A 14,739-nucleotide genomic window follows, 5' to 3' on the forward strand; every position below is an offset into this window, starting at 1 on the left:
CCCTGTAAAATTTTGGAATCAGAATGAGCTTTATTAAAGTTACCCTTTTTTTAATAAGACAAACTAGAAAATTTCCAATTTTAAAGTTTTTTTATCTTGACATATTACCAGTCGTCTTTTGAAACTCTAAAGTTTAATGAATATATAATTAGTATAAGATACATACTAACTTTGATAAAGCTATAATTTTATAAAGATTATAGTAAAATTTGCTATAAGGTGGGAGATATATGTTGCTATTAACATTATCATGCAGGGAAAGTAAAGATAAATTTTTTATAAAGATGGTAGAGGTAAAAGAAAAAATTCACAATAGCAATGGAGTAAATATAGGGATATATGAATATATGAATAATGGTGAAGATTATTTATCATTATATTGTAATGATGAATATGTTAATGAAAAGTTTATGAATTATATCTACTATAATATCGGGGAATGTATTTATCATATAATGTCTAAGGAATATTGCAAAAATAGAATAAGTAAATATTTAAGTAAAAATTATAGTTATGTTGATAAAGAAGAAAACGATATCATAAAAAAGAAAACTTTAGATATATTATTGAGAGAAGAATATAAGGAAGAGGAAAATGGTAGAATTATATTTTTAAACAGAAAAAATATAGCAATAAAAAATATAGTAAATGTTTTAAGGGAAAATAAAGAAGTTAATTTAGAAGGAATTTTAACATTTAGAATGAATGAATTTGCTAATGTAATAGAGCCTATAGTAGATAAGGTTTTTGAAATTTATACTATTGAAAAGGAATATGATGAATTTATAGGCTTATTAAAGCATTTTATTAAAGGGGTAGAGAGTAAGATATATATGATAAACATAGATATCGATAAAAATGGTAAGTACAAGATTCTTGATGAAAATGGTATTGATTTATTAAATGAAGTTGATGGTAGTGTGATGGCTGACTTATTAATTGGCGTGTGCAATATAGAAGATGTAATTTTATCGTTATTGATAAGCAATGTACCTAAAAAAGTGAGAATTCATGGGGAATCAAATGCAAAAAATAAGGAGTTTATAAAGACAATAAAAAATGTATTTGAAGATAGAGTAATTTCTTTAGAAGAAATCAAAGTAAATATTGACAGTTTAAATTGATAGCATTATAATAGCGATATAATAAAAAACTATGATAAGGAAGAGTAAGTAAAAAACTGTTTATAAGAGATGAAAGTCCAATTAGGCTGAAAGACTTTCTTAAATAAGATTTACTGAAAACCACCTTTGAGTTGCATGGGAAATAACCAATGCCGTTGGCTGCGTTAAGGCTTTCGAGTGAATAGTATGAAGAGATATTGTACTATTAATTTGGGTGGAATCGCGATATACTCGTCCCATTTAGGGGCGAGTTTTTTATTTTTTGTAGTTTAAAATAGAAGTGTAGGAGGCAAAACAATGGAAAACATTAAAATTACTTTAAAAGATGGCAGTGTTAAAGAAGCACCAAAAGGAAGCACTGTTTTAGAAGTAGCTAAATTAATATCAATGGGATTAGCTAAAAAAGCATTAGGAGCAACAGTAAATGGTGAAGAGGCAGAACTTATGACAGTATTAAATAATGACTGTACTCTTGAAATTTTAACTTTTGATGATGAAGGTGGTCGTAACACATTAAGACATACAGCATCTCATATATTAGCTCAAGCAGTTAAAAGATTATATCCAGATGTAAAACTTGCTATAGGGCCATCAATAGAAAATGGATTTTACTATGACTTTGATGCAGATTTTCCAATAACTCCAGAAATTCTAGTTAAGATAGAAAAAGAAATGGAAAAGATCGTTAAGGAAGATTTAAAATTAGAAAGATTTACACTTCCAAGAGAAGAAGCAATAAAATACATGGAAGATAAAAATGAACCATATAAAGTTGAACTTATAAAAGACCTTCCAGAAGGAGAAACTATTTCTTTCTATACACAAGGTGAATTTACAGATCTTTGTGCTGGACCTCATGTACCAAGTACAAAGATGGTTAAGGCTGTAAAACTTATGTCTATAGCAGGTGCATACTGGAGAGGAAATGAAAAGAACAAGATGCTTCAAAGAATCTACGGAACTGCTTTCTTAAAGAAATCAGAAGTGGAAGCTTACATCAACATGTTAGAAGAAGCTAAGAAAAGAGATCATAGAAAATTAGGAAAAGAATTAGAATTATTTGCTTTATTAGAAGAAGGTCCAGGATTCCCATTCTTCTTACCAAAAGGAATGGTAGTTAGAAATGAACTTGAAAACTATTGGAGAGAAGTTCACTCAAAAGCTGGATATCAAGAAATAAAGACTCCAATAATATTAAACGAAGAGTTATGGCATAGAAGCGGACACTGGGATCACTATAAAGAAAATATGTATTTCACAACTATTGATAATGAAGCATATGCAATTAAGCCAATGAACTGCCCAGGATCATTACTTGCTTATAAAACAGCATTACATTCATATAAAGAACTTCCACTTAGATTTGGAGAACTTGGATTAGTTCATAGACATGAATTATCAGGAGCATTACATGGATTAATGAGAGTTAGATGCTTTACTCAAGATGATGCTCATATATTTATGACAAGAGATCAAATAAAGGATGAAATATTAAATGTAATTAAGCTTATTGATTCATTCTATAAAGTTTTCGGATTCGAATATTTCGTAGAGTTATCTACTAGACCAGAAGATTCTATGGGATCAGATGAAGATTGGGAAGCAGCTACAAATGGATTAAGAGATGCATTAGAAGAAAGAGGATTAGCTTACAAGATCAATGAAGGTGATGGTGCATTCTACGGACCTAAGATTGACTTCCATTTAAGAGATTGTATCGGAAGAACATGGCAATGTGGAACTATTCAATTAGATTTCCAATTACCAGAAAGATTTGATATAAACTATATCGGACCAGATGGAGAAAAGCATAGACCTGTAATGATTCATAGAGTTGTATTTGGTTCTATTGAAAGATTTATAGGAATATTAATAGAACAATATGCAGGAGCATTCCCAACATGGCTTGCACCAGTACAAGTAAGAATTATGAATATTACAGATTCTTCAGCTGAATATGTTAAGTCATTAGAAGAAAAATTAAAAGATGCAAATATAAGAGTAGAAACTGATTTAAGAAATGAAAAAATTGGTTATAAGATCAGAGAAGCACAACTTCAAAAGGTTCCTTACATGATAGTAATCGGTGAAAAAGAAATGAATGAAGGTAAAATCGCTGTTAGAAGCAGAATAGATGGTGATTTAGGAACTATGGACTTAGAAGATTTCATCGGAAAACTAAAAGAAGAAATTAGTACAAAGAAAAATAATTTAAAATAAAAGTTGACAACAAGGTACAAATAATATATAATCTATCTTGTTTGAAGTAGAAACGAGGCCGTTTCTCACCTTATGATATTGTCAATAAGGTAATCTGGATGTATTTAAAAGTGTTAACTTTGGTATATTAAGAGGGAACGGCTAAATGTCGTTCCCTTTGTTTTTAATTATTACCGGAGGTGAATTAATATTAAAAATAAATATGCAATCAATGAAGAAATTAAGGCAAAAGAGTTAAGAGTTGTTGACGCAAATGGTGAAGCAATAGGTATTATCAGCTTAAACGAAGCGCTAGATAAGGCGGAAGAGGAAGAGTTAGATTTAGTACTTATAGCTCCAAATGGAAATCCACCAGTTGCAAGAATAATGGACTATAACAAGTTCTTATATGAGCAATCAAGAAAAGAAAAGCTAGCTAAGAAAAATCAAAAAACTTTTGATATTAAAGAAGTTAGACTTAGCGCAACAATCGAAGAACATGATATAACTATCAAAGCAAAGAGAGCTGAAAAGTTCTTAAATGCTGGTGATAAAGTAAAAGTTACCATAAGATTTAGAGGTAGAGAAGCAGACTATGCTTTCAAAGGCAATAAGGTCCTAGACCTATTTGTTTCTAAAATCAACGAAGAAGTATTTATCGTTGAAAAGAAGGCCAAATTAGAAGGAAGAAACATGACAATGGTTCTAGCTCCTAAGAAGGCATAATTGAGAGGAGGAAGTCAACATGCCAAAAATGAAGACGCACAGAGGTGCAGCAAAGAGATTTAGAAAAACAGGAACAGGAAAGTTAAAGAGAGCAAAGGCTTTCAAGAGCCACATCTTAACTAAGAAGAGCACTAAGAGAAAGAGAAATCTTAGAAAAGCTGGATATGTTTCAGTTGCACAAGAAAAAGTAATGAAGAAGTTATTACCATACTTATAAGAGGTAGTTAAGAAGGAGGTTTACTAAATGGCTAGAGTTAAGAGAGCTATGAACGCTCGTAAGAAGCATAAAAAGGTATTAAAACTTGCTAAAGGTTACTACGGTGGAAAAAGCAAGTTATATAGAACAGCTAATGAAACAGTTATCAGAGCATTAAGAAATGCTTATGTTGGAAGAAAGTTAAAGAAGAGAGACTTCAGAAAACTATGGATAGCTAGAATCAATGCAGCTGCAAGAATGAACGATATGTCATATTCTAAATTCATGAATGGATTAAAGAAAGCTGGTATCGAAATTAACAGAAAAATGTTATCAGAAATCGCTATTCACGATCCAAAAGCATTTGCTGAATTAGTAGAAACAGCTAAGAAAAGCTTAGCTTAATATATGAAGCCCACGAAAGTGGGTTTTTTATTATATATGCACTACCATATTTTGAAAAATAACATATTCAACTATATTAATGAAATAGTGAACTATAATATATTGTGAAGTGTTTGTGTTAGGAGTTGAACATATGTCAAAACATACCTTAGGTCGTGTAAAAATTAAACCGGTTCAAGTATTAGCTTTAGGGTTTTTGGCAGTTTTACTTATTGGAGCGGGTATACTTATGCTACCTATATCAACAGCTACAGGAGAAAAAACATCTTTTATAGATGCTTTATTTACATCTACTTCAGCTGTATGTGTTACAGGACTTACTACAGTTGATACAGCTAGCCATTGGAGCTATTTCGGTAAGACGGTAATTATATGTTTGATACAAATAGGGGGATTAGGATTTATGTCCTTTGCTACCTTATTTGCATTAATTTTAGGAAAGAGAGTTTCTCTAAAAGAAAGATTAATACTTCAAGAGGCAGTTAATGCTACATATATTTCAGGGATTGTTAAGTTAGTAAAATACATATTATCATTTACTTTTGCAATAGAAGGAATAGGCGCATTAATATTATTAACACAATTTGTTCCTGAATATGGATTGAAAAAGGGGATATATTATTCTTTATTCCATGCGATTTCTGCTTTTTGTAATGCTGGATTTGATTTAATAGGAAATTCATTATTACCATATCAAAATAATGCAGTAGTTATATTAACAATATCGATATTGATTATAATAGGTGGTTTAGGATTTGCTGTATTGTTAGATTTGTTTAATGCTAGTCAATCTACAAGATTTTATACTCATACAAAGTTTGTATTGACTCTTACAGCTATATTCTTAATTTCAGGTACAGTTTTTATTTTTATTATGGAATATAATAATCCAGAGACATTAGGGAATATGGGTGTTGGAGGAAAGCTTTTAAATGCTTTTTTTGCATCTGTTTCATCTAGAACAGCAGGTTTTTATTCAGTGCCACTAATGGATTTAACAACAGGATCAATTTTTTTATACTTTATTTTAATGTTTATTGGTGGATCACCAGGATCAACTGCCGGTGGAGTAAAAACAACTACTGTGGGCCTTATATGTCTTACTGTTATATCAGGACTTAGAGGTAAAGAAGATACGGAATTATTTAAAAGAAGAATATCTAAAGATGTTATTTATAAGGCATTTTCAATATTGTTTTTATCAATTATGATTGTAATTACAATAACTATGTTGTTAAGTAATACAGAGTCTGATACATTGGTAAATGGACAATTAATTCCATTAGAAAATTTAATCTTTGAGGCAATATCAGCATTTGGTACTGTAGGAGTTACATTAGGAATAACACCATATCTTTCATTTGCAGGAAAGTTATTAATTATTCTTACTATGTATATTGGTAGAGTAGGACCAATTACCCTTGTTATGGCAATAACAAGACAAAAGAAGAAGAATGCAGGGAATATAAAATATCCGGAAGCTAAGATATTAATAGGGTAGGTGTAAATATGAGAAAGAAAGTTAAACAAAAACAATATGTTGTTATAGGTATGGGTAGATTTGGAACATCTGTAGCATTAACATTAGCAGAGCTAGGACGTGAAGTTTTAGCTATAGATAGAGATGTAGATAGAATTCAAGATATAGCAGATAGAGTTACACATGCTGTTACATTAGATTCTACTGATGAAAATGACTTAAAGGCTGTAGGTATAGGAAATTTTGATGTAGCTATCGTTGCTATTGGTAAAGATATTCAAGCATCTATTATGACCACACTATTATTAAAAGAATTAGGGGTAAAATATATAGCAGTAAAGGCTAATAATGACTTACAGGAAAAGGTTCTTGTAAAAATAGGAGCAGATAAGGTAATATCTCCTGAAAAGGAAATGGGTATTAGAATAGCTAATAATTTAATATCATCTAATATATTAGATTATATAGAGGTATCACCAGATTATTCATTAACAGAATTTCTTGTGCCAAAAAGTTGGATAAATAAAACAATAAAAGCATTAAATTTAAGAGTAGAATATGGTATAAATGTAATGGCAATAAAAAGAGATGGGAAAATAGAAGTAAGTCCATCTCCAGATTTAGAGTTACTACCTGGTGATATAATCGTTGCTATTGGTAGTAGTGATATAGATGAATTAAGAGATGTTGTAGCAACAGAAGAGGAATAATATGAACGTTATTACTAGTAAAGATAATAGTATAATAAAAGAAATAAAAAAGTTAAAAGATAGAAAAGTGAGATCAGCAAAGGGTGAATTTATAGTTGAGGGTTTTAGGTTTGTAGAAGAGGCTTTAAAATCTGATTATGAAGTTAAAACTCTTATTATAGAAGAATCTGTAGAGAGTAAATTATCTAGCTATAATATTGATAAGTATCTAGATAGTATAAATACCATTTACGTAACGAAGTCAATTATGAAGCTATTAGCGTCAACGGAGACACCGCAAGGAGTATTGGCAGTAGTTAAAAATAAGGATATAGAATTAGTAGATGATGATGGATTCTATATATTTTGCGATAAGGTGCAAGATCCAGGAAACTTAGGTACTATAATCAGAACTGCTCATGCTAGTGGTGCTTTAGGAGTAATTTTAAGAAAAGGAACTGTAGACTTATACAACGATAAGACGTTAAGAAGTACTATGGGCTCAATTTTTAATGTTCCTGTAGTTTATGATAATGATGATTTAGATACTATTCTGTCATTAAAGAATAATGGATTTAAAGTAATATCTTCATCATTAGACACAGATTATAACTTTTACGACATAGATTTAACAGGAAAATGTATTATAGTAGTAGGTAATGAGGGTAATGGTATTTCCTCGGAAATATTTGCGATTTCAGATGAAAAGTTTAAAATTCCAATGCCGGGAGGGGCGGAATCATTGAATGTTGGTATTGCAACATCAGTGATAGCCTTTGAAGCGGTAAGGCAAAGAACTATTTTAAAAAGCTAGGGTTAATTAACCTGGCTTTTTTTGCTATGGTAGATAATGTTGTGTTAGCGAATATATTAGTCTGTTCTAGTTAAGTGGTGGTGGACAGGTTTCGCATGGATAAAGTAACATAATAAATTTTCATATTGGCATCTGTTCTAGTTAAGTGGTGGTGGACAGGTTTCGCATGGATAAAGTAATATAATAAATTTTCATATTGGCATCTGTTCTAGTTAAGTGGTGGTGGACAGGTTTCGCATGGATAAAGTAATATAATAAATTTTCATATTGGAATCTGTTCTAATTAAGTAGTGGTAACTTGATATTTATGTATTAGTTGTAAAATGAATAACTATTACCACCACTTAACTGCAACAGGTTCTAATATAGCAAAAAACATATAAGGATTTAAAATAATATGTTGAAATTTATAACAGTTAAATATATAATAGAAAAAGAATTTAAAATAGTAAGCGATGAAAAAGAAAGTAGATTTAAGAAATAAACAAGGGAGAAAAAGCCAGAGACTGAAAGCTTTTTTATTAGGAATTAAATTGAAGTTCACTTTGGAGCTCTCTAGGGGAAAGTATTAAGTAGTCTAGAGCGGTATAAAAAACCGATATTTTTTAATCGAGTGGATAAAGGCAATAGGCTTTTATCAACTAGGGTGGTAACGCGGATATACTCCGTCCCTTTTTTAGGGACGGAGTTTTTTTATTAGAATCTGCAATAACAACAAAATTGTGCAATAAAAAAGGAGGATATTTAATATGCAAGAAAAATTAAAGCTTATTGAAACAACTGCTATAGATGAATTAAATAAGGCTGTTACTAAAGAAGATATTGAAGCTATTAGAGTTAAGTATCTTGGGAAAAAAGGTGAAGTTACTTTAATTCTTAGAGGAATGGGTGGATTATCACCAGAGGAAAGACCTATAGTTGGTAAACTAGTAAATGATGTTAGAGGAAATCTTGAAGAAAGAATAGAAAAATCATTAGCTGACATTAAGAAAAAAGAAAAAGAAGAAAGATTAAAAAATGAAGTAATAGATATTTCTATGCCAGGAGATAAGAATCCACTTGGAGGGAAAAATCCATTAACAATAACAATGGAAGAAATTCAAGATATATTCTTATCAATGGGATTCTCAATTGAAGAAGGTCCAGAAGTAGAACTTGATTATTATAACTTTGAAGCATTAAATATTCCAAAGAATCATCCAGCTAGAGGAGAGCAAGATACATTCTATATTAATGATAATGTAGTTCTTAGAACACAAACATCTCCTGTACAAGTAAGAACAATGGAAAATCAAAAGCCTCCTATTAAGATGATATCTCCAGGGAAGGTATATCGTTCAGATGCAGTGGATGCTACACATTCACCAATATTCTATCAAGTAGAAGGATTAGTTATTGATAAGGGAATAACTTTTGCTGACCTTAAGGGAACTCTTGAAACTTTCGTTAAAAAGATGTTTGGAGATAAAATGGTTACTAAGTTCAGACCACATCATTTCCCATTCACAGAACCATCTGCTGAAATGGATGCAACTTGTTTCGTTTGTGGTGGAGAAGGTTGTAAGGTATGTAAGGGTGAAGGATTCATCGAAATATTAGGATGCGGTATGGTTCATCCTAAGGTGTTAGAAAACTGTGGAATAGATCCAAATGAATATAGCGGATTTGCTTTTGGATTTGGTCTTGATAGAATGGTAATGCAAAAGTTCGGAATAGATGATATCAGATTATTATATGAAGCTGATATGAGATTCTTAAAACAATTCAAATAATAGGTAGGAGGTATAAAGAATGTTAGTACCAATAGATTGGCTTAAAGACTATGTTGAGATAAAAGAAGATGCAAAAGATTTAGGTGATGCTTTAACTTTATCAGGATCAAAGGTAGAAAAAGTTGAAGTGTATGGTGACGAAATACAAAATGTTGTAACAGGAAAAATTGTTAAAATAACAAAGCATCCAGAAGCAGATAAGCTTTCTATCTGCCAAGTTGATATTGGAGCAGAAGAACCAATACAAATTGTTACAGCGGCTACAAATATGAAGGAACAAGATGTAGTGCCAGTAGCACTTCATGGATCAACACTTCATGGTGGATTAAAGATTAAAAAAGGTAAGCTAAGAGGAGAAGTTTCTAATGGAATGTTCTGTTCTTTAGAAGAATTAGGATTAGCTGAAGAAGGAACTTGCCATGGATTACACATCATGGATACAAATACTCCATTAGGGGTAGATATTAAAGAGGCTGTTGATTTTGGTGGTGGAGTAATCGAATTTGAAATTACATCAAATAGACAAGATTGCTTCAGTGTATATGGAATAGCTAGAGAAGTTGCTGCTACTTATGGTAGAGAACTTAAAAAGTTAAATACTTCATACAAGACTGCTGGTGGCAATGTTAATGATATTGTAAAGGCAGAAATTAAAGATAACTTATGTAGAAGATATATGGCTAGAGCTATTAAAAATGTTAAAATAGCACCATCACCATCATGGATGCAAAATAGATTAAACGAAGCTGGTATAAGACCAATAAATAATATTGTTGATATTACAAACTATGTAATGGTAGAATTAGGTCAACCAATGCACGCTTATGATAGAAGAGATGTAGCAGAAGGAACTATTATTGTAGAAAGAGCTAAGGATAATGAGAAGTTCACTACATTAGATGAAGTGGAAAGAACATTAACTTCAGAAATGCTTACAATAAGAGATGGAAAAGGTACTATCGGACTTGCTGGAATAATGGGTGGATTAAACTCAGAAGTTAAAGAAGATACTACTGAAATTATTTTTGAAGCTGCAAATTTTGAAGGTGTTAATATAAGATTAACTTCAAAGGAGTTAAATCTTAGAACAGATGCTTCAGGTAAATTCGAAAAAGATCTTGATCCAAACTTAGCAGCTTTAGCATTAGATAGAGCATGTGCATTAGTAGAAGAACTTGGCTGTGGAGAAATTGTTGATGGAACTATTGATATCTACAATGAAAAGAAAGAAGAAGGTCACTTAACAGTTTCAATAAGTTGGATTAATAAATTCTTAGGAACTGAAATTCATGGAATTGAAATGAAGAGAATTTTAGAATCATTAGAAATGCCAACTGAAATTGATGGAGATAATTTAAAAATAACAACTCCAACTTTCAGAAGTGATATGAATATAAAGGAAGATGTAGCGGAAGAAATCGTAAGAATTCATGGTTACAATAAAGTTGAAGCTACAGTACCATCAATTCATGCAACTAAGAGTGGTAAGAGCAAAAAAATGCAATTAAATGATGAATTAGCAAGAGTGTTAATAGGTTCAGGATTATATGAATCAATTGCATATTCATTCGTTAGTCCAAAGGTATTTGATAAAATATTAATACCAGAGGATTCAGAATTACGTAATGTTGTTGAGATTAAGAATCCACTTGGAGAAGATTACTCAATCATGAGAACAACAACTATACCATCAATGATGGAATCACTTGCTAGAAACTATTCAAGAAATAATAAAGAATGTAGATTATTCGAAAATGGAAAAATCTACATCAAAGAAGAAGGTAAGGAATTACCAAATGAAATAAATATATTAACAATAGGATTATATGGTGGAGTAGATTACCTTAACTTAAAAGGTGTAGTAGAAAATATTCTAGATCACTTTAAGGTTAAGAGTGCGAAGTTTGAAAGAGAAACTGAAAATCCATCATTCCACCCAGGAAAAACTGCTAAGGTTGTAATCGGAAGAGAAGTTATTGCAACTGTAGGAGAAGTTCATCCTGATGTAGCTGAAAATTACGGAATAGACGAAAGAGCATTTATTGCAGTAATTAACTTAGACAAATTATATAGCTTTGTTAAGAAAAACAATAAATACACTCCACTTCCTAAATTCCCAGCTGTAACAAGAGATTTAGCAGTATTAATTGATGATGAAGTACTAGTAGCTGATATTGAAGAAGTTATTAAGAAGCAAGGTGGAGCTTTAGTTGAAGAATATAATCTTTTCGATGTTTATAAAGGTGCACAAGTTCCAGAAGGAAAGAAATCTGTAGCGTACTCAATAGTATACAGAGATCCAAATAAAACATTAAAAGATAGTGATGTAAATAAGGTTCATGATAAGATTGTTAGAACATTAGAACACAAATTAGGTGCAGCATTAAGATAATAGATAGCCACAAGAAAAGAAATTTTCTTGTGGCTTTTTCTTTTACTCGACGGACAAGCAGTGTGGGGGTGGTGTATGTTGTTTAGTTTCATATATTAACCTGTTCTAATTAAGTAGTGGTAATTTACTTATATATGAATATATGTAATAAGATAAGTTGTACAATACTGTTTTACCACCACTTAACTGCAACAGATTCTAATATGAGATTTATCAAATACCATTAATCTTGTATTCATTTGTATACTAATAATAAAATTAAAGTTAGAAGAAAACTTTAGTGGATGAAATAAAAGATGATCAGCTTTCAATGAAACTTAAAAATGATTATGTATTTAAAAGAATTTTTGGAAACCCTAAAAATTCAGATTTGCTAATATCACTTTTAGAATAAATATTGAATAAAAAAATTAAAGAAGAAATTTAATGTTTAAATATTAGAGAACTGTTTCATATAAAAAATATGTACAGCTCTTTTAGTTAACAAAATTAGTTTAATTAGAGGTTATTACCACTACTTATCTAGAACAGACGAAGATGTAATAAAAAAACATACAAAGTGCGCTCTACATTGTCAACTGCATTTTGATTATGGTTGACAATGTAGATAAAATTGGTATAATAAAATAAAAATGTAAAATAAGGAGAAGAGAGTAATGAAGGTTAAGGATATTACATTAATAGCATTATTTACAGCACTAATTTCTGTATGTGCGCAAATAACTATACCTATACAACCAGTGCCAATTACCGGAGCAATTGTAGGTATTTTTATAACAGGTGCTGTATTAGAAAAGAAACAAGGATTTATAGTAGGAATAATTTATATTTTATTAGGAACTGTTGGAATACCTATGTTCACAGGATTTGGAGCGGGAGTATCATCAATAATAGGACCTACAGGGGGATACCTTATAGTTTATCCTATAATGATTTATTTAATAGCTTGGTGTATTGAAAAGTTTAAGAAAGAAAATGTATTGTTTTTAACAATATATATGATAATTTCTTTGATACCTTGTTATTTGATAGGAACAATTTGGCTTGCAATTTCATGTAAATTAGGTATATATCAAGCAATACTTTCTGGTGTTGCACCATTTGTTGTTTTTGATATTATGAAGGGAGTTGTTGCAGCTTTTATATCAGTGGCTATAAACAAAGCACTAGTGAAAGGGCATTTATATGAAAGAAATTAAGTTAAGGTATCATCATATAATGTGTATGCATACTTATTCCGGACATGGCTATAATGAAAGGTTTTCAAAAAATATTGAAAAGATTATTAAGGTTTTCAATGAAAATCCGAATATTAATATTAGATTTGTAGATAAATGCGATGATATCTGCAAAGTGTGTCCTAATAGAGTAGGGGAATATTGCTCAGGAGAGGATTCTATTAGGGAAAAGGATAATAATGTGAAAAAATATTTTCAATTAGAACGAAAATTTATAGATACATATAAGGAATTAGTGGAAGAGATAAAGCCCACATTTAGTGAATTACAAGATATATCAGAAGTTTGTGGACAATGTTATTTTAAAAAACTTTGCAACAAAGTATTACCTAAAAATATTTAAGATGGAGTATATTGGATATTATTACTAAATTTTGGACTAATATCTAATATACTTTTTTATTTTTATCTATAATATAAAAATGTTTGCAAAAATATTTATAAGTTAAGCTTATATAATTGAGGTTTACGTATATAATATGATAGAATATAAGCATAAACAATACTTAAGAGGTGTTTTGAGATGAATAAGGTAGTTGTAAAAGTAAACGGGGTAGAATATACATTAAAGGGTGAAGAGAAAGAGGAATATTTACAAAGTGTAGCTGCATATGTGGACAAGAAAGTACAGATGATCTTAGACAAAAATTCTAAACTTTCATCTACCGATGCATCTGTATTAGCTTCTATGAATATAGCTGATGAATTGTTTAAGTGGGACAAGTATATTGCCGAGTTAGAGGATAAAAACTCTATTTTAAAATCTTCACAAAAAAGCTATAATGAAAAAATAAGTGAATTACAATCAAAAGTAACTGAGTTAGAAGAAGAAGCTAAAAAAGCAGCTTTAGAAAATACTGAAGAGATAAAAAAAGAATTAGATGATTTAAGAAATAGTTACATAGAGTTAGATAAAAAATATGCTACATTAAAAGAAAAGTATAGTAGTGCACAAAATTACACTAATAAAGTAAAAGAAGAAAAAACAAATGTAATAAAAGAAAAAGAAGCAAAAATTAAGGAATTAGAAGTAGCAAATAAGGAAATAGTAAAATTGAAGAAGGTAAATACAGACTTACAATCTTCACAAAAGGACTTAGAAAAAGCAAGAAATAAAGCTACGGAAATTCAGAATGAATTAAAAACTTGCATGGGTCAATTAGAGGATACAAAAGGCAAGTTAGAAGAAACTACTAGACAACTTGAGGCAGCAGATAGAAAAGTTCAATATTCAAATCAAACTGTTGAGGATACAAATAAGAACTTAAGAGAATGTAATAAAAAACTTAATGAAACTAAGGAAAAATTAAAAGAAGCAGAAGTTAAGATAGAAAATGACACTAAGATGATAAATAGTTTAAATATGAAAATTTCTAGAATGGAAAAGGATTCAAAACAAGAGCCTTTAGATCAAGCTAATGCATTAAGAGAAGCCGTAGAAAAAGATGCAGCTAATTTAAAAGCTCAATTTGAAATATTAGAAGTAGAAAGTAAAAAGATAAAAAATGAAAATGAAAAATTACTTTCTAGAAATAAGGAATTGAAGTTTTCATTACAGTCTACAAAGTACAAAGTTATGGATTTAGAAAAGAAATATTTAGATTCACAAATAACTATTGCTACTTTGAAGAAAAATAGCAATAAGATGTTTAAATAATTAAGAAGAAACGTAGCAATTTATTGCTACGTTTTTAAATAGGAGAA

At 30.1% G+C, this 14,739-nt stretch carries 14 protein-coding genes and 2 other annotated features; all 14 genes read left to right on the forward strand.

Translation table 11 applies throughout. From position 1 onward, the window contains the following. Window positions 1-230 precede the first annotated feature (230 nt). The 14 genes from KQI30_RS11670 (at window position 231) to zapA (ending at window position 14,692) form a co-directional block, all read left to right on the forward strand. Window positions 231-1,124 carry a putative sporulation protein YtxC gene (locus tag KQI30_RS11670; RefSeq protein ID WP_216463519.1) on the forward strand — a complete coding sequence of 298 codons (894 nt, stop codon included), beginning with the start codon at window positions 231-233 and terminating at the stop codon, window positions 1,122-1,124. A gap of 22 nt (window positions 1,125-1,146) precedes the next feature. After that, window positions 1,147-1,366 (forward strand) — a binding site (T-box leader). A 55-nt stretch (window positions 1,367-1,421) separates the two neighbouring features. After that, window positions 1,422-3,344, forward strand: a complete 1,923-nt coding sequence (gene thrS / locus KQI30_RS11675; protein WP_216463520.1) for a threonine--tRNA ligase — start codon at window positions 1,422-1,424, stop codon at window positions 3,342-3,344. Between the two features lie 183 nt (window positions 3,345-3,527). After that, window positions 3,528-4,049, forward strand: a complete 522-nt coding sequence (gene infC / locus KQI30_RS11680) for a translation initiation factor IF-3 (protein WP_294345588.1) — start codon at window positions 3,528-3,530, stop codon at window positions 4,047-4,049. A 19-nt stretch (window positions 4,050-4,068) separates the two neighbouring features. Next, window positions 4,069-4,266 carry a 50S ribosomal protein L35 gene (gene rpmI, locus KQI30_RS11685; protein WP_216463522.1) on the forward strand — a complete coding sequence of 66 codons (198 nt, stop codon included), beginning with the start codon at window positions 4,069-4,071 and terminating at the stop codon, window positions 4,264-4,266. A gap of 27 nt (window positions 4,267-4,293) precedes the next feature. Then, entirely contained in the window at window positions 4,294-4,650 is a 357-nt protein-coding gene (gene rplT, locus KQI30_RS11690; protein WP_044038980.1) for a 50S ribosomal protein L20, read from the forward strand. A 133-nt stretch (window positions 4,651-4,783) separates the two neighbouring features. Further along, on the forward strand, window positions 4,784-6,151 hold the full coding sequence (locus tag KQI30_RS11695) for a TrkH family potassium uptake protein (protein ID WP_216463523.1): 1,368 nt from the start codon (window positions 4,784-4,786) through the stop codon (window positions 6,149-6,151). An 8-nt stretch (window positions 6,152-6,159) separates the two neighbouring features. After that, window positions 6,160-6,840, forward strand: a complete 681-nt coding sequence (locus KQI30_RS11700) for a potassium channel family protein (RefSeq protein WP_216463525.1) — start codon at window positions 6,160-6,162, stop codon at window positions 6,838-6,840. 1 nt (window position 6,841) lies between these two features. Next, complete coding sequence (locus KQI30_RS11705; RefSeq protein WP_216463527.1) at window positions 6,842-7,633, forward strand: TrmH family RNA methyltransferase; 792 nt, start codon at window positions 6,842-6,844, stop codon at window positions 7,631-7,633. Between the two features lie 446 nt (window positions 7,634-8,079). Further along, window positions 8,080-8,309, forward strand: a binding site (T-box leader). 73 nt (window positions 8,310-8,382) lie between these two features. Then, a complete protein-coding gene (pheS, locus tag KQI30_RS11710; protein WP_216463528.1) occupies window positions 8,383-9,405 on the forward strand; it encodes a phenylalanine--tRNA ligase subunit alpha in 1,023 nt (340 codons plus the stop codon). 19 nt (window positions 9,406-9,424) lie between these two features. After that, the gene (pheT, locus tag KQI30_RS11715) at window positions 9,425-11,797 is read left to right on the forward strand and encodes a phenylalanine--tRNA ligase subunit beta (RefSeq protein WP_216463529.1); all 2,373 of its coding nucleotides are present in this window, start codon (window positions 9,425-9,427) and stop codon (window positions 11,795-11,797) included. Window positions 11,798-12,077: 280 nt separating this feature from the next. After that, window positions 12,078-12,191 carry a PD-(D/E)XK nuclease family transposase gene (locus KQI30_RS11720; RefSeq protein WP_216463531.1) on the forward strand — a complete coding sequence of 38 codons (114 nt, stop codon included), beginning with the start codon at window positions 12,078-12,080 and terminating at the stop codon, window positions 12,189-12,191. Between the two features lie 262 nt (window positions 12,192-12,453). After that, complete coding sequence (locus tag KQI30_RS11725) at window positions 12,454-12,996, forward strand: biotin transporter BioY (RefSeq protein WP_216463533.1); 543 nt, start codon at window positions 12,454-12,456, stop codon at window positions 12,994-12,996. Continuing rightward, window positions 12,983-13,378, forward strand: a complete 396-nt coding sequence (locus KQI30_RS11730) for a DUF1284 domain-containing protein (RefSeq protein WP_216463535.1) — start codon at window positions 12,983-12,985, stop codon at window positions 13,376-13,378. The genes KQI30_RS11725 and KQI30_RS11730 overlap by 14 nt, the downstream gene beginning before the upstream one ends. 180 nt (window positions 13,379-13,558) lie before the next feature. Then, window positions 13,559-14,692, forward strand: coding sequence for a cell division protein ZapA (gene zapA / locus KQI30_RS11735; protein WP_216463536.1), 1,134 nt, complete (start codon window positions 13,559-13,561; stop codon window positions 14,690-14,692). Window positions 14,693-14,739 lie beyond the last annotated feature (47 nt).

The organism is Clostridium bornimense (assembly GCF_018917145.1).
In the GTDB taxonomy this organism is placed as follows: domain Bacteria; phylum Bacillota; class Clostridia; order Clostridiales; family Clostridiaceae; genus Clostridium_AN; species Clostridium_AN bornimense_A.